This window comes from Mycolicibacterium psychrotolerans (assembly GCF_010729305.1).
GTDB lineage: Bacteria > Actinomycetota > Actinomycetes > Mycobacteriales > Mycobacteriaceae > Mycobacterium > Mycobacterium psychrotolerans.
The window spans coordinates 3,194,415-3,209,646 of the sequence record NZ_AP022574.1 but is presented as its reverse complement, the minus strand read 5'-3'; the positions used below and the strand labels follow the sequence as shown (position 1 = coordinate 3,209,646).

At 70.6% G+C, this 15,232-nt stretch carries 14 protein-coding genes; 5 read left to right on the top strand and 9 right to left on the bottom strand.

What is annotated here, in order from left to right:
- Positions 1-18: 18 nt before the first annotated feature.
- From mraY to G6N45_RS15590, 8 genes are all read right to left on the bottom strand, one after another.
- Complete coding sequence (mraY, locus tag G6N45_RS15625; RefSeq protein ID WP_048421003.1) at positions 19-1,098, bottom strand: phospho-N-acetylmuramoyl-pentapeptide-transferase; 1,080 nt, start codon at positions 1,096-1,098, stop codon at positions 19-21.
- Complete coding sequence (locus G6N45_RS15620) at positions 1,095-2,567, bottom strand: UDP-N-acetylmuramoyl-tripeptide--D-alanyl-D-alanine ligase (RefSeq protein ID WP_163723101.1); 1,473 nt, start codon at positions 2,565-2,567, stop codon at positions 1,095-1,097. Before G6N45_RS15620 ends, mraY begins: the two co-directional genes overlap by 4 nt.
- Positions 2,564-4,099 carry a UDP-N-acetylmuramoyl-L-alanyl-D-glutamate--2,6-diaminopimelate ligase gene (locus G6N45_RS15615; protein ID WP_163723100.1) on the bottom strand — a complete coding sequence of 512 codons (1,536 nt, stop codon included), beginning with the start codon at positions 4,097-4,099 and terminating at the stop codon, positions 2,564-2,566. Before G6N45_RS15615 ends, G6N45_RS15620 begins: the two co-directional genes overlap by 4 nt.
- A gap of 43 nt (positions 4,100-4,142) precedes the next feature.
- Positions 4,143-6,089 (bottom strand): peptidoglycan D,D-transpeptidase FtsI family protein, encoded by a 1,947-nt coding sequence (locus G6N45_RS15610; protein WP_163723099.1) that lies wholly within the window; start codon positions 6,087-6,089, stop codon positions 4,143-4,145.
- Positions 6,086-7,114: a cell division protein FtsL gene (locus G6N45_RS15605; RefSeq protein ID WP_163723098.1), complete on the bottom strand. Its 1,029-nt coding sequence runs from the start codon at positions 7,112-7,114 to the stop codon at positions 6,086-6,088. Before G6N45_RS15605 ends, G6N45_RS15610 begins: the two co-directional genes overlap by 4 nt.
- Before the next feature lie 2 nt (positions 7,115-7,116).
- Positions 7,117-8,217 carry a 16S rRNA (cytosine(1402)-N(4))-methyltransferase RsmH gene (rsmH, locus tag G6N45_RS15600; protein WP_163723097.1) on the bottom strand — a complete coding sequence of 367 codons (1,101 nt, stop codon included), beginning with the start codon at positions 8,215-8,217 and terminating at the stop codon, positions 7,117-7,119.
- Positions 8,192-8,626 carry a division/cell wall cluster transcriptional repressor MraZ gene (locus G6N45_RS15595; protein WP_057148607.1) on the bottom strand — a complete coding sequence of 145 codons (435 nt, stop codon included), beginning with the start codon at positions 8,624-8,626 and terminating at the stop codon, positions 8,192-8,194. Before G6N45_RS15595 ends, rsmH begins: the two co-directional genes overlap by 26 nt.
- A 291-nt stretch (positions 8,627-8,917) precedes the next feature.
- A complete protein-coding gene (locus G6N45_RS15590) occupies positions 8,918-9,322 on the bottom strand; it encodes an SCO2097 family morphological protein (protein ID WP_057148605.1) in 405 nt (134 codons plus the stop codon).
- Between the two features lie 228 nt (positions 9,323-9,550).
- Between G6N45_RS15590 and G6N45_RS15585 the strand changes: the two genes are divergently transcribed.
- From G6N45_RS15585 to G6N45_RS15570, 4 genes are all read left to right on the top strand, one after another.
- Positions 9,551-10,144, top strand: a complete 594-nt coding sequence (locus tag G6N45_RS15585) for a GNAT family N-acetyltransferase (RefSeq protein ID WP_057148603.1) — start codon at positions 9,551-9,553, stop codon at positions 10,142-10,144.
- 47 nt (positions 10,145-10,191) lie between these two features.
- A complete protein-coding gene (locus G6N45_RS15580) occupies positions 10,192-10,881 on the top strand; it encodes an LppM family (lipo)protein (RefSeq protein ID WP_281353688.1) in 690 nt (229 codons plus the stop codon).
- A gap of 72 nt (positions 10,882-10,953) precedes the next feature.
- On the top strand, positions 10,954-12,039 hold the full coding sequence (gene idsA2 / locus G6N45_RS15575) for a bifunctional (2E,6E)-farnesyl/geranyl diphosphate synthase (protein WP_163728516.1): 1,086 nt from the start codon (positions 10,954-10,956) through the stop codon (positions 12,037-12,039).
- Between the two features lie 4 nt (positions 12,040-12,043).
- Positions 12,044-13,606: an alpha-(1->6)-mannopyranosyltransferase A gene (locus tag G6N45_RS15570; RefSeq protein WP_163723096.1), complete on the top strand. Its 1,563-nt coding sequence runs from the start codon at positions 12,044-12,046 to the stop codon at positions 13,604-13,606.
- Here the strand turns inward: G6N45_RS15570 and G6N45_RS15565 are convergent.
- A complete protein-coding gene (locus G6N45_RS15565) occupies positions 13,527-13,931 on the bottom strand; it encodes an Rv2175c family DNA-binding protein (protein WP_057148596.1) in 405 nt (134 codons plus the stop codon). The genes G6N45_RS15570 and G6N45_RS15565 overlap by 80 nt on opposite strands.
- Positions 13,932-14,003: 72 nt before the next feature.
- Here G6N45_RS15565 and G6N45_RS15560 point away from each other — a divergent pair, with 72 nt between their 5' ends.
- Entirely contained in the window at positions 14,004-15,206 is a 1,203-nt protein-coding gene (locus tag G6N45_RS15560) for a protein kinase domain-containing protein (protein ID WP_163723095.1), read from the top strand.
- Positions 15,207-15,232 lie beyond the last annotated feature (26 nt).

Sequence of the window (15,232 nt, the reverse complement as noted above, 5' to 3'; positions counted from 1 at the left end):
CGCGACGGTGTCGTCACGTCAGGCCCCGACGGTGGTCAGCCACTCGCTGTAGAAGAGGGCGACGCCGAGCCCGCACGCGATCGCGGTGAGCAGCCAGAACCGGATGATCACCGTCGTCTCGGCCCAGCCCACCAGCTCGAAGTGGTGATGGAACGGCGCCATCCGGAACACGCGGCGGCCGGTGGTGCGGAACGCCAGGATCTGGACGACCACCGAGGTGACCTCGGCGACGAACAGCGCGCCGAGGACGACGGCGAGCATCTCGGTGCGGCTGGTCACCGACAGGCCTGCGATGATGCCGCCCAGGGCGAGTGAGCCGGTGTCGCCCATGAAGATCTTGGCCGGCGCGGCGTTCCACCACAGGAAGCCGATGCATGCCCCGGCGGTCGCGGCGGCGATGATCGCCAGGTCCAGCGGGTCGCGCACGTTGTAGCAGCCCAGCCCCGGACTGGTGGCGCACGCGTTGCGGAACTGCCAGAACGTGATCAGCACATAGGCGGCGCACACCATCGCCATCGCCCCGGCGGCGAGCCCGTCCAGGCCGTCGGTGAAATTCACCGCGTTCGACCAGGCACTGACGATGACCACGCAGAACAGCACGAAGATCGCAGGCGCCAGCGTGACCGTGGCGATCTCGCGCACGTAGGACAACTCGGGGCTGCCGGGGGTGAGCCCGTCGGCGTTGCGGAACTGCAGCGCCAGCACGCCGAACAGCACCGCGGCGACCAGGATGCCGACGGTCTTGGCGGTCTTGTTCAGCCCGAGGTTGCGGGCGCGGCGCAGCTTGATCAGGTCGTCGACGAACCCCACCACGCCCAGCGAGGTGGCCAGGCCCAGCACCAGCAGGCCCGACGCCGACGGGCCCTTGCCGTCGATCAGCACGCCGACGAGGTGGGTGCCGAAGTAGCTGGCCCAGATACCGGCGACGATCGCCACGCCGCCCATCGAGGGCGTGCCACGCTTCTTGGCGTGGCTGGGCGGGCCGTCCTCGCGGATCTCATGACCGAATCCCTGCCGGGTGAACAGCCGGATCAGCACCGGAGTGAGCAGGATCGACACCGCCAGTGCGATCCCGACCGCGATGAGGATCTGCCTCATCGGGCGCCCTCGGCGAGCAGGGCGTCGGCCAGCGCGCCCAGGCCTGCGGAGTTGGAGGCCTTGACCAACACCACGTCGCCGGGCCGCAGCTCGGCGCGCAGCACGGCCAGCGCGGCGTCGGCGTCGGCAACCGGAGTGGCCTCAGAGCCCCATGAGCCCTCCATGACCGCCCCGTGCAGCATGGCGCTCATAGGCCTCCCGGTTCCGACGACGACGAGTCTCGAGACATCTAAGCGCACCGCCAGCCTGCCGATGCGGTCGTGTTCTGATATCGCGTCCTCGCCGAGCTCGGCCATCTCGCCCAGCACCGCCCACGTGCGGCCTTCTCGTCCCATCCACGCCAGCGCCTTGAGCCCCGCGCTCATCGAGTCCGGGTTGGCGTTGTAGGCGTCATTGATGATCGTCACCCCGTCGCCGCGGGTGGTGACGGCCATCCGCTGCCGCGACACCGGGCCCGCGGTCGCCAGCGCCGCCGCGACCTGGTCGAGCGAGGCACCGCACTCCAGCGCGACCGCGGCTGCGCACAGCGCGTTGGACACCTGGTGGTCCCCGTGCACGGCGAGCGACACGTCCGCCTCGTCCTGTGCGGCGTGCAGGGTGAAGTGGGGACGCGCCAGAGGGTCGAGGGTGACGTTGTCGGCCCAGACGTCGGCCTCCGGCGACCGGCCGACCCGCACGACGCGGGCGGCGGTCACGTCGGCCATCGCCGCCACCACCGGGTCGTCGGAGTTGAGGACCACCACCCCTGATGACGGAACTGCTTGCGGCAGTTCAGATTTCGTGGCGGCAATGGCTTCCCGGGAACCGAACTCGCCGAGATGGGCGGTGCCGACGTTCAGCACGACCGCGATCGACGGCGGCGCGATCCGGGCCAGCGCGGCGATGTTGCCCGGATGGCGGGCCGACATCTCCAGGACGAGGAAGTCGGTGTCGGGGGTGGCGCGCAGCACCGTCCACGGATGCCCGAGCTCGTTGTTGAACGACCCGGGCGGGGCGATCACCTCGCCCAACGGGGCGAGCACCGCGGCGATCAGGTCCTTGGTCGAGGTCTTGCCCGAGGACCCGGTGATGCCGACGATCCTCAGCCCGTCGGCGACCAGCTCGGCGGCCACCGCGGCGGCCAGCCGTGCCAGCGCCGCGAGCACCGCCGCGCCCGAGCCGTCGGTGTCGTGCTCGAGGACGCCGGTCGCGCCGTCCTCGGCGGCCACCGGATCCACCACGATCGCGGGCACGCCGACCGGGCGTGCGGCCAGCACGGCGACCGCACCGGCGCCGATCGCCGCGGCGGCGTAGTCGTGCCCGTCGGCGCGTGCACCCGGCAGCGCCAGGAACAGACATCCCGGACCGACGGCGCGCGAGTCGAATTCGACGGTGCCGGTCACCCGGGTCTCGGCCGCCTCCTCGGGGGTGACGTCGGCGAGGCGGCCGCCCACGATGTCGGCGATCCGGGCCAGCGACAACGCGATCATCGGCCCGCCTTTCCCGCGGTCAGTGCCTCCAGTGCCGCGGCGAGTTCGGCGCGGTCGTCGAACGCGCGGGTGGTCCCGTGGCTGGTCTGGCCCGTCTCGTGGCCCTTGCCTGCGATCAGCACGGTGTCCCCGGGACGGGCCCACGCCACCGCGTGGTCGATCGCGGCGCGCCGGTCACCGATCTCGACCACCTCAGCCGTCCCGCCCGCCGCACCCGAGAGCACCGCGGCCCGGATGGCGGCGGGATCCTCGTCGCGGGGGTTGTCGTCGGTGACCACCACGAGATCGGCCGCTTCGGCGGCCACCTCCCCCATCGGTTCGCGTTTGCCCGCGTCCCGGTTGCCGCCGGCACCGAAGACCACGGCGAGCCGGCCGGCGCACTGGTCGCGCAGCGTCTCCAGCACCGCGCGCAGCGCTCCGGGCTTGTGCGCGTAGTCCACGACGGCCAGGAACGGCTGGCCGCGGTCGATCTTCTCCAGCCGGCCCGGCACGCTCGCCGCGCGCAGCCCGGGCACCGCCTGCTCGGGCGACACCCCCACCGCGTCCAGCAGTGCCAGCGCGAGCAGGCAGTTGGCGATGTTGTAGCGGCCGGGCAGTCCGATCTCCACACCGTGGTGCACGCCGGCCGGGTCGACCGCGACGAAGTCCTGCACGCCGTCGCCCACCGAGCGGATCTGCTCGGCCGTCCAGTCGCCGGTGCCGCCGACCGCGACGGTGACCGCGTTGTCGGCACGTCGTGCCATCGCGCGGCCCCAGTCGTCGTCGACGCAGATCACCGACGCGGCGGCGCGCGTCGGCGAGCCGGGATCGAACAGCCGGGCCTTGGCGTCGAAGTAGTCGTCCATCGTGGGGTGGAAGTCCAGATGGTCCCGCGACAGGTTGGTGAAGCCGCCGACCGCGAAGGTGGTCCCGTCGACGCGCCCGAGGGTCAGCGCGTGGCTGGACACCTCCATCACCACGGTGTCGACGCCGCGCTCGAGCATCACGGCCAGCAGCGCCTGCAGATCGGGGGCCTCCGGGGTGGTGAGACCGCCCGCCTCGTCGCGGCCGTCGATGCGCACGCCGACGGTGCCGATCAGGCCGGCCACCCGGCCCGCCGCCCGCAGGCCCGCCTCCACCAGATAGGTGGTGGTGGTCTTGCCGGAGGTGCCCGTGACGCCGATGACGCGCAGCTGCTCGGACGGATGCCCGTACACCGCCGACGCCGCCGCGCCCAACACGCTCCGCGGCGTGGCGTGCAGCAGCAGCGGCACCCCCAGACCGGACGCCCCGCCGAGTTCGGCCATCCCGTCCTGATCGGTCAGCACGGCCACCGCACCGTGCGCCACCGCATCCGCGGCGTAGCGGGCGCCATGCGCACGCGTGCCGGGCAGTGCCGCGAACAGGTCACCGGGCCGCGCGTCCTGCCCGCGCAGGGTCACGCCGGTCACCGGGACGTCGGGCACCGTGGCGCCGTCGGCGCGCAGTGCGGAGATCAGACGGGCCACGTCGCCGAGCGGTACACCGACGGGATGGCTGGGGCGCAGATTCATGGCCATGCCACAGTACCCAGACCGCCGGCGCCGCCCGCGGGCGTCAACCCGCCTGAAGGGTCAGCGGCGCACCGGGATCCTTCGACAGGGGCACGTTCTCGCGCTGCAGCAGCCACGAGGCGATGTTGTGGAACAGCGGTGCTGCCGAGTGGCCTGCCGAGCCGTCGGCGTTGCGCTGCGGGTTGTCCATCATGATGCCGACCACGTAGCGCGGATCGTCGGCAGGCGCCATGCCCGCGAAGGTGATCCAGTAGACGTCGTCGAAGTAGCACCCGCAGGCCGGGTTGATCTGCTGGGCGGTGCCGGTCTTGCCGGCGATCTGGTAGCCCTCGACCGCCGCCGCCGGACCGGTGCCCTGCTGGTAACCCATCGGGTCGCGCTGCACCACCGAACGGAACATGTCGCGCACCGTGCGCGCGGTCTGCGGGGACACCACCCGGACGCCCTCGGGCCGCGGTTCGTCGGTGCGGGTGCCGTCCGGGGCGATCGTCGCCTTGAGGATGCGCGGCGGCATCCGCACCCCGTCGTTGGCGATGGCCTGGTACATGCCGGCCATCTGCAGCAGGGTCATCGAAAGACCCTGTCCGATCGGCAGATTGGAGAAGGTGCTGCCCGACCACTGATCGATCGGCGGAACCAGGCCGGCGCTCTCGCCGGGTAGTCCGACACCGGTGCGCTGACCCAGCCCGAACTTTCGCAGCATCTCGGCGTAGTGCTGCGGTCCGACCCGCTGGGCGAGCATCAGCGTGCCGACGTTCGACGACTTCCCGAACACGCCCGTGGTGGTGTACGGCATCACCCCGTGGCTCCACGCATCGCGGACGTTCACCCCGCCCATGTCGATGGACCCCGGAACCTGGAGCACCTCATCGGGATTCGACAGGTTGTACTCGATGACCGATGCGGCGGTGACGATCTTGTTCACCGATCCCGGCTCGAACGGGGACGACACCGACACGTTGCCCAGCTCGCGGCTGGACTGCTTGCTGATGTCCTGGGCGGGGTTGAAGGTGTTGTCGTTCGACATCGCCAGCACCTCACCGGTTTTGGCGTCGAGCACCACGGCCGAGACGTTCTTGGCGCCGGAGGCGTCCTTGGCCAGCTGCACCTGCTGCTGGACGTAGAACTGGATGTCGTCGTCGAGGGTGAGCATCACCGTCGAACCGTTCACCGCGTCGTGGCGGTTGCGGTAGCTGCCGGGGATCACCACGCCGTCGGATCCGCGGTCGTAGGTCACCGATCCGTCGGTACCGGCCAGCACCGAGTCCAGCGAGTCCTCGAGGCCGAGCAGACCGTGGCCGTCCCAGTCGATGCCACCGACGACATTGGCCGCCAGCGCGCCGCCGGGATACTGCCGCAGATCCTGGCGCTCCGCGCCGACCTCCGGGTACGCGGTGGTGATGGCGTCGGCGATCGCCGGATCGACGGCGCGCGCGAGGTAGACGAACGTCTCGTTGCTGCGCAGCTTCTTGAGCACGGTGGCGCTGTCGGGCTTGTTGCCCAGCCGTGAGGCCACGCCGTCGGCGATCTCGCGCAGCCGCTTGTCGGGATCCGGTGCGGCCTCGGCGTTCTCGGCGTCGGCCTTCTCGCCGGCCTTGGCCCCGCTTTTCTCGTAAGCCTCCTGCAGTTGCTTGCGCACCTTGACCGGCTGGAAGGTCAGCGCGCGCGCCTCGATGGTGAAGGCCAGCTTGTCGGCGTTGCGATCGACGATGGATCCGCGCACGGCGGCGTCGACGTCGGTGACCTTGAGCTGGCCGGCGGCCTCGGCGCGCAGGCCCTCGGCGCGAGGCACCTGCAGCGTGAACAGTTGCGCGGCCGCCACGACGATCAGCAGGAAGATCACCGCGTTGCCCGCGCGGTGCCGGAACACGAACGACGCGCTGCGCAGCCCACTGCGCGGAGCCGCCTGGCGGACACGACGCGAACGCGCCGAGCGTTCGGCACCGGCCGCCCGCGCGGGGCGGCCCCGACGCCCGGCCTCGCGACTCATGCGGGCGGGCCCGGCACCGGTGCCGCAGGGCCGACCTGCTCGGTGCCCGACGGGGCGCCGGGGACGGCCGGGTCACCCGGCACCAGGTGAGGCGAGCCGGCATCGAGAGGCGTGGCGAGCGGTGCAGGCACGATCACCGGAGGCAGCGCCGGTGCCGGACCGGGCGTGGGCAGTTGACCCGAAACCGCGTGCGGCACCTCGAGGCCGGGAGCCGTCGGGACCTGACCGGTCGAGTTCAAGGGCACAGTCTGTGACGGTAACCGGACGGGGACCTCCGACGGCGTCACGACGCGCGGCGCGGGCGGCGCGGGCGGGGCCGGCTCGGGCAGCGGGGCGTTCAACGGCGGCGGCGGCACACCCTCGGCGGGCTTGGGGGTTCCGACCACCACCCAGTTGCCCGACGCGTCCTGCACCAGATGGGCGGTGTCGCGTGACGGGATCATGCCCAGGTTTCGGGCCGCCTCGGCCAGCGCGGGCGCCGCCTGCGCCTGCAGCACGTCGCGCTCCAGTGCCTCCTTCTGCTGCATAAGCGCCTGGTTGAGCTGGCGGGCGTGACCGAGTTGATAGGAGCGCTCGGCCGCGTCGGTGGACAGCCACAGCGTCACCCCCAACCCCATCCCGAGGCATCCGATCACCAGCACCACGAAGGGCACGCGCGCCACCAGCCGGCGCGGGTTCAGCTCGATGGACGCCAGGCGGGTGAGCAGGCGCTCCCGCAGCGGAGGACGAACAACCTTGGGCGCCTTGGCCTTCCGCGCCTTCGCGCGGGCCTTGGCCTGGCTCGCGCTCTTCGGCCGCGCCGGCGTGTCGGTCAGCCGCGGATTCGGTGTGGTGCGCCGCGCAGGCCGCGCGTCGCGGGTGGAGGTACGCCCCCGGGGCGGCGCGTCGACGGGAACGCGCTTGGGGTCGCGCACCGGCCGGCGGGTCCGCACCTTCTGATCCGTGGCCTTCTGGCGGGAGCGGGCCGACGCCGGCGCGGCGCCGCGCGCGGGCTTGGCCGCCTTCTGTGCCTTCTGCGTCCTCATCGCTACTGTCCCCCAACTTTCTCCAACGCGCGCAACCGGACCGGAGCGCTTCTGGGATTGCGGTCGATCTCTTCGGCACTCGCGCGCTCTGCTCCGCGGGTCAGTGCGACGAATTCGGGTCCATGGCCGGGCAACTCGACAGGAAGGCCGTCGGGTGAGCGCGACGCCGTGGCCGCCGCGAACTCCGTCTTGACGATGCGGTCCTCCAGCGACTGGTAGGCCATCACGGCGATACGGCCACCGGGACGCAGGGCCCGCAGCGCCTTGGGAATCGCCAGCCGCAACGCGTCCAATTCGGCGTTGACCGCGATGCGCAACGCCTGGAAGGTCCGCTTGGCCGGGTGGCCTCCGGTGCGGCGGGCCGGTGCCGGGATCGCCTGGTACAGCAGTTCGACGAGTTCACCGGTGGTGGTGAACGGCGTGGTCGCCCGGCGCCGAACGATGTGCGCGGCGATGCGGCCGGCGAAGCGCTCCTCGCCGTACTCGCGCAGCACCCGGGCGATCTGCTTCTGCTCGTACGTGTTGAGGATGTCGGCGGCGGTCAGGCCGGCGTCGGTGTCCATGCGCATGTCCAGCGGTGCGTCGGTGGCATAGGAGAAGCCGCGTTCGGGCCGGTCCAGCTGCATCGAAGAGACCCCCAGGTCGAACAGGAACGCGTCGACGTCGGTGAGGTCGAACCCGTCGTAGCGGGTGCGGACCGGGGTGAAGCGGTCACCGAACGGCGCCAGCCGGTCTCCGGCGATCCGCAGGGCGTCGGGGTCGCGGTCCAGGCCGATCACGTGCAGACCGGGATACCGGGTGAGGAAGCGCTCCGCATGCCCTCCGGCGCCCAGCGTGGCGTCGACCAGCGTCGCGCCCGTGCCGTCGGCGTCGCGCCGGGTCAGCGCCGGAGCGAGCAGTTCGACGCACCGGTCCAGCAGGACCGGAACATGAGGCTCATCCACCATCGCAGCACCGTGAGGGATCGGGGCGGCCCCTGCGGCGAGGTCCCTGTCCGAGAGCACGGACCTGACGTCGGGGAAGTACGTCAGGGCCGGTTCGGGCAGAGGCCGCGCCGCACGGGCCTGCGGGGCCAGGTCAAATAATGTCGCCGAGTGCTTCATCGCTGGCCGCGGAGAAGTTCTCTTCGTGAAGCTCCTGGTAGTCCTGCCATGCCTGGGCGTCCCAGATCTCGAGGAATTCGATCGAGCCGGTCACCACGCACTCCTTGGTCAGGTTCGCGTAGCGGCGGTGCTCGGCCGACAGCGTGATCCGGCCCTGGGTGTCCGGGTACTGCTCGTCGGTGCTGGCGGCCAGGTTGCGCAGGTAGGCGCGGGCCTGCGGATTGCCCCGCTTCGCGCGGCCGGAGATCTCGGCGACCATCGCCTCGAACTCCGCCCTCGGATAGACAGCCAGGCTGTGATCTTGGCTCTTGGTGACCATCAACCCTCCTGCCAGTGCGTCGCGGAACTTGGCGGGCAACGTCAGTCGCCCCTTGTCGTCGAGCTTGGGCGTGTAGGTGCCGAAGAACATCTCGCCACCTCGCTAGACCTTGCCCTGACGGAACCCCGGTCGCTCCGTTGTCCGCCACTTTACCCCACAATGCCCCACTTTGCGCCCAAGCGCGGACAGCAATTCACCTGCCTCCCCACTTTCACGAGGTCGAAGGATTCCGCCCAGGGTGCGCCGTCGCGCACCGCGCATGTCCGCGCAGCACAAACACCCAGCTCAGCGGCATGATCGCGCCGTTAGGGCTGCCTGTGGGGGACTGTGGGGCAAAAAGAAGGGGCAGCCCTGGTGGACTGCCCCTACGTGGTCGACGCGCTACTCGTCGAAGCGCCGGCGGAAACGATCCTCCATCCGGCTGGTGAAGGAACCTCCCCCACCCTTGGCCCGCTTCTGCCGATTCGGCCCGGCATCATGAGGCAGGCGCTCACCCGGAGCACCCACGCGCGGCCCGGTGATGGCGAACACGACGCCACCGAACATGATGATGAAGCCGATCACCGACAGGATCGGGAAGCTGCCGATCATCGTGGCCTTGAACGCGACGCCCGACACCAGCATCGCCAGCCCCAGCACGAACAACGCCGCACCCTGCAGACGGCGCCGGGTCGAGGGCGCCCGCAGAGTTCCGCCCCGAACGCTCGACGCGAACTTGGGGTCCTCGGCATAGAGCGCGCTCTCGATCTGGTCGAGCATGCGCTGCTCATGATCGGAGAGTGGCATTCGTCCCTCCCTCTTGCCGTGGGGGCGTCGCAGTCGTTCAACGTCAGGCGTGCCCGCTTCTACGGGCACTCAACCGCAATGATACGAGCAGAATCTGAGCCGTACCACCTAGTTCGCTGCCTGATTCTATGACGAAGCCCTGTCCGCGGACCCGGCGCACCGTGGATCATCCGGATCGACGGAGATAATGATGGCGGCCACCGAATCACCGCCGGGAGGGACGAACAGTTGGCGACGCATCTGATCGAGCTGTCGCCCGTCGACATGCAGCGCCGTCTCGGTGATGCGCTCGCGATCTATGTCGACGCCATGCGCTACCCGCGCGGTACCGAGGAGCAGCGCGCCTCGATGTGGCTCGAGCACACCCGCAGGCACGGCTGGAAGGCGGTCGCCGCGGTCCAGACCGGGGACGGGGCGGGCCCGTCGGAGACCGACCTCGCCTCGGCGCCCATGCTCGGCATCGCCTACGGCTACTGCGGCGCACCCGATCAGTGGTGGCAGCAGCAGGTGGTCGCCGGCCTGCGCCGCAGCGGCGCGAACACCGAACGCATCGCGACGCTGATGACCAGCTATTTCGAGCTGACCGAACTGCACATCGTGCCGTCCGCCCAGGGCCGCGGCCTCGGCGAGGCGCTGATCCGCCGACTGCTCGGCGACCGCGGCGAAGACCACGTCCTGCTGTCGACCCCCGAGATCACCGGCGAGGGCAACCGGGCCTGGCGGCTCTACCGCCGGCTCGGCTTCACCGACGTGATCCGCGGCTACCACTTCGCCGGCGATCCACGGGCGTTCGCCATCCTCGGCCGGTCGCTGCCCCTGTAGAGCCGCTCCGCACCGTCATCACGGGCGCGGTCTGGCACGATGACCTGGTGCCGAACCGTCACCGGACCTCCAGGCGTCTTGTCGCGATGGTGTTGCTGCTGCTGGTGCTGGCGCCGTCGCTGATCGGATGCGTGCGCGTGCGCGCCTCGCTGACGGTCTCCCCCGACGACCGGGTGTCCGGCCAGATCGTGGCCGCGGCCAAACCCCGCGACGCCAGCGACAAGGGCCCGCAGCTGCTCAACAACCTGCCCTTCGCGCAGAAGGTCGCCGTGTCGGACTACAACCGCGACGACTACGTCGGCTCCCAGGCCGTCTTCTCCGATCTGACCTTCGCCGAACTGCCCCAGCTCGCCGGGATGAACCGGGACGCCGCGGGCGTGGACATCTCGCTGCGTCGGGCCGGAGACCTGGTGATCCTCGAGGGCCGCGCCGACCTGACCTCGCTGAGCGATCCGGAAGCCGACGTGTCGCTGTCGGTCTCGTTCCCCGGCGAGGTCACCTCCACCAACGGCGACCGGGTGTCGACGGAGGTCGTCGAATGGAAACTGCGCCCCGGCGTGGTCAGCACCATGAACGCCCAGGCCCGCTACACCGATCCGAGCGCGCGGTCGTTCACCGGCGCGGCCATCTGGTTGGGCGTGGCCTCGCTCGTCGTCGCCGGCATCATCGGCGCGCTGGCCTACAACAACCGGGACCGCTCCCCGCGACCCGGCCAGCCGCAGGAACATTCCCAGTAGGCGCTGCGGCGGCCATCCGGGTGTCACAGGCTCTACGCTGAGCACCGAACGAACGGAAGAAAGGGGCGCCCGCTGAGCGTCGACGCAACGGCACCGTCAGCCGTCGAGCTGGCCGCGGCCGTCACCGAACAGCTTCGCGAGTACCTGCGCGACCGGCGGCGCGACGCGGCGTACATCGGCGCGGACTACGCGGTGCTCACCGAGGCGCTCGAGGAATTCGTGCTGCGCGGCGGCAAGCGACTGCGGCCCGCCTTCGCCTACTGGGGCTGGCGCGCCGTCGCGGGCACCGAACCCGATGCCGCCGTGCTGCGGCTGTTCTCGGCACTGGAGCTGCTGCACGCCTGCGCCCTGGTGCACGACGACGTCATCGACGCCTCGGCCACGCGCCGCGGCCTGCCGACGGTGCACCGCATCTTCACCGAGCGGCATCGCGAGAACCGCTGGCACGGCTCGCCCGAACAGTTCGGCCTGTCCGCGGCGATCCTGCTGGGCGACCTGTCGCTGGTGTGGGCCGACGACATCGTCGCCACGGCCCCGATCGACGCCGACGCGCACGGGCGGGTCCAGCGGGTGTGGTCGGCGATCCGCACCGAAGTTCTCGGTGGCCAGTACCTCGACATCGTCAACGAGGCGAGCGGCGCCGAATCCGTCGCCTCGGCGCTGACGGTCAACATCTACAAGACCGCGTCGTACACCATCTCGCGTCCCCTGCAGCTCGGAGCCGCAGCCGCCGCCGACCGCCCCGACATCCAGGAGGCCTTCCACGAGCTGGGCACCAGCCTCGGGGTTGCCTTCCAGCTGCGCGACGACGTGCTCGGCGTGTTCGGCGACCCCGCGGTCACGGGCAAGCCGTCCGGCGACGACCTGCGTTCGGGCAAGCGCACCGTGCTGCTGGCCGAGGCGGTCGAACTGGCCGAGAAGCGCGACCCGGTCGGAGCCAAGCTGCTGCGCACCTCCATCGGCACCGACCTCACCGACGCCGCGGTCACCGAACTGCGCGGCCTGATCGAGTCGGTCGGAGCGCTCGCCGCGGTGGAGACCCGGATCGACACGCTGACCCGCACGGCGATCGGAGTACTGGACTCCGCGCCGATCGACGAGAAGGCCAGGGCGGGTCTGATCGAGCTCGCCAGATTGGCCGCGAACAGATCCGCCTAGGCCGATGACGACACCCGCGCCGTCCCGGCACCCCGCGCCACCGCTGCAGCGGTTCCGCGAGTTCGCGCTGTCCCCGCAGGCCCGACCGGCCTGGGTGGGTGGGCTCGGGGCGCTGCTCGTCACCGCCGGCGGCCTCGGCGCGGGCAGCACCCGGCTGCACGATCCCCTCCTGGAGTCGATGCACCTGTCCTGGTTGCGCTTCGGGCACGGTCTGGTGCTGTCGTCGCTGCTGCTGTGGCTCGGCGTGGTGCTCATGCTGTCGGCGTGGCTGTGGTTGGGACGCCATGTCATCGACCGCACCGCCACCCAGTACACGATGGTGGCGACCACCGGCTTCTGGCTGACCCCGCTACTGCTCAGCGTGCCGGTGTTCAGCCGCGACACCTATTCCTATCTGGCCCAGGGCGCGCTGCTGCGCGACGGGTTCGACCCCTACCTGGTCGGTCCGATCGAGAACCCGAACTCGTTGCTCGACAACGTCAGTCCCATCTGGACGACGACGACCGCACCGTACGGGCCCGCGTTCATCCTGGTCGCCAAGTTCGTCACGATGCTCGTCGGCAACGACGTCGTCGCGGGCACCATGTTGCTGCGGCTGTGCATGCTGCCCGGTCTGGCGCTGCTGATCTGGGCGGTCCCCCGGATCGCCCGCCACGTCGGCGCGAACAGCGCGGCGGCGCTGTGGATCTGCGTGCTCAACCCGCTGGTGATCATCCAGCTGATGGGCGGCGTGCACAACGAGATGCTCATGGTGGGCCTGATGATGGCCGGCATCGCGCTGTGCTTCCGCGGCCGCTGTGTCGCCGGGGTGACGCTGATCGGCGTGGCCGTCGCGGTGAAAGCCACCGCGGGCCTGGCACTTCCGTTCATGGTCTGGGTCTGGGCCCGCGGACTGCGGGACCGGCGCGGCTTCTCGGCGCCGAAGTCGTTCGTGGTCGCGACAGCGGCGTGCGTACTGGTCTTCGCGGCGGTGTTCGCGGTGCTGTCCCTGGCCGCCGGGGTGGGGCTGGGATGGCTGACCGCATTGGCCGGATCGGTCAAGATCATCAACTGGCTCACCGTGCCGACCGCAACCGCGAATCTGGTCAACGCGGTGGTCGGCCTGGTGATCCCGGTGAACTTCTATGCGGTGCTGGACATCCTGCGGATCATCGGCATCGGCATCATCGCGGTCTCGGCGCCGCTGCTGTGGTGGCGATTCCGGCACACCGACCGCGACGCGCTGGTGGGTATCGCCACGCTGATGGTGATCGTGGTGCTGTTCGTGCCGGCCGCGCTGCCCTGGTACTACACCTGGCCGCTGGCGGTGATGTCGGCGCTGGCGCAGTCCCCGAGGGCGATCGCGCTGATCGCCGGGTTCTCCACGTGGATCACGGTGATCTGGCGGCCCGACGGGGCGCACGGCATGTACTCGTGGTTCCACGTGCTGCTCGCCACCGCCTGTGCCGCCGGCGCCTGGTACTGGCTGCACCGCACCCCCGCGGCGCTCAGTACGCCATCGCCTGCGCCCGGCGAACCACCTCTCGAGCCTGATGCGAGTGCAACGCGTCCACCGGGCGGGCGTTAGCCTGCCGCTCCGTGTCGCCGTCGCGGCTGATGGTCAGCGACGGGTCTGGGGTGAACAACCAACGCATGATCTCGGTTTCGTGGTAGCCGCCGTCGCGAAGGACCACGAGAAGGCCGGACAGGCTCTTGACCACGTGGCCGGTGTCGTCGAAGAAGATTCTCGGCACCACCACCTCGCGTCCGCGGCGCACCGCGACCAGATGGCCTTCGCGGAGATGCTGGTGCACCTTGCTCACGGGTATGCGCAGCAGTCTCGCGACGGTGGGCAGGTCGTAGACGGCCTCGTCGGGATCCAGTACGTCATCGGCAGTCGGGATGCTGCTCATCGCGTCAAGTTTAAGGCCACGGCGGCACTTTCGACGCCAGCTTGCCAAGTCCTTCGCCGCGCGGCTCGTACCATGAGTCCGATGGAGACCTACCAGCCGACGGGCGCGCTGTCGGGCGCCGTGCTGGACGGTCGCTACCGGGTCGATGCGCTGATCGCCACCGGCGGCATGTCCGCGGTGTACCGCGGGGTGGATCTGCGCCTGGACCGTCCCGTGGCGGTCAAGATCATGGACGCGCGCTACGCCTCCGACGAGCACTTCCTGACCCGTTTCCAGCGCGAGGCCCGCGCCGTGGCGCGCCTGAAGGATCCGGGTCTGGTCGCGGTCTACGACCAGGGCGCCGGCGCGCCGGGAGGGCAACCCCCCTATCTGGTGATGGAACTCGTCGAGGGCGGCACGCTGCGCGAACTGCTGCGCGAACGCGGGCCGATGCCGCCGCACGCGGTGGCGGCCGTGCTGCGGCCCGTGCTGTCAGGCCTGGCCGCCGCGCACCGCGCCGGGCTGGTACATCGCGACATCAAACCGGAGAACGTGCTGATCAGCGACGACGGCGACGTCAAGATCGCCGACTTCGGGTTGGTTCGCGCACTGGCCGACGCCAAGATCACCTCGACCGACGTCATCCTGGGCACCGCGGCGTACCTGTCCCCCGAGCAGGTGGCCACCGGCGACACGGATGCCCGCGGCGACGTGTACGCCGTCGGCGTGCTGGTCTACGAGTTGCTCACGGGGAACACGCCCTTCACCGGGGACAGCCCGCTGGCGGTGGCCTACCAGCGGATGGATCACGACGTTCCGCCGCCGAGCACCCGGATCACCGGCGTACCAAGGCAGTTCGACGAGCTGGTGGCGTATTCGACCGCGCGCGACCCCGCCGAACGATTCGCCGACGCAGCCGAGATGGCCGGCGAACTGGAGGTGGTCGCGACCGAACTGGGTCTGCCCAGATTCAAGGTGCCTGCACCGCGCAACTCGGCGATGCACCAGTCGCTGTCTTTCGTCGCCGATTCCTCGGCGCCGACGGCCGACGTGGCCGGCCCGCGGCACACCCGGGTGTTCACCCGCGACGAGTTGCCGCCCCCGCCCTCCGAGGAGGACGACGAATATCGGTCTCTCACAGCGCGTTTCGCGGGGATCGACCTGGACGAGTTCTACTGGGCACGTCAGCGCGCCAAGCGTGTGCTGTTCTTCTGGGTCGTCGCCGTGCTGACGCTGGCAGCACTCGCCGGCGCAGGCGCCTGGACGCTCGGCACGAACCTGCCGAACCTGCTGTAGGTCAGTCGCGGAGCATCTCCGCCCCT

Coding starts and splice junctions, on each gene's coding strand:
- mraY (WP_048421003.1), bottom strand. CDS start 1,098: ATGAGGCAGATCCTCATCGCGGTCGGGATCGCACTGGCGGTGTCGATC.
- G6N45_RS15620 (WP_163723101.1), bottom strand. CDS start 2,567: ATGATCGCGTTGTCGCTGGCCCGGATCGCCGACATCGTGGGCGGCCGC.
- G6N45_RS15615 (WP_163723100.1), bottom strand. CDS start 4,099: ATGAATCTGCGCCCCAGCCATCCCGTCGGTGTACCGCTCGGCGACGTG.
- G6N45_RS15610 (WP_163723099.1), bottom strand. CDS start 6,089: ATGAGTCGCGAGGCCGGGCGTCGGGGCCGCCCCGCGCGGGCGGCCGGT.
- G6N45_RS15605 (WP_163723098.1), bottom strand. CDS start 7,114: ATGAGGACGCAGAAGGCACAGAAGGCGGCCAAGCCCGCGCGCGGCGCC.
- rsmH (WP_163723097.1), bottom strand. CDS start 8,217: ATGAAGCACTCGGCGACATTATTTGACCTGGCCCCGCAGGCCCGTGCG.
- G6N45_RS15595 (WP_057148607.1), bottom strand. CDS start 8,626: ATGTTCTTCGGCACCTACACGCCCAAGCTCGACGACAAGGGGCGACTG.
- G6N45_RS15590 (WP_057148605.1), bottom strand. CDS start 9,322: ATGCCACTCTCCGATCATGAGCAGCGCATGCTCGACCAGATCGAGAGC.
- G6N45_RS15570 (WP_163723096.1), top strand. CDS start 12,044: ATGACGACACCCGCGCCGTCCCGGCACCCCGCGCCACCGCTGCAGCGG.
- G6N45_RS15565 (WP_057148596.1), bottom strand. CDS start 13,931: ATGAGCAGCATCCCGACTGCCGATGACGTACTGGATCCCGACGAGGCC.
- G6N45_RS15560 (WP_163723095.1), top strand. CDS start 14,004: ATGAGTCCGATGGAGACCTACCAGCCGACGGGCGCGCTGTCGGGCGCC.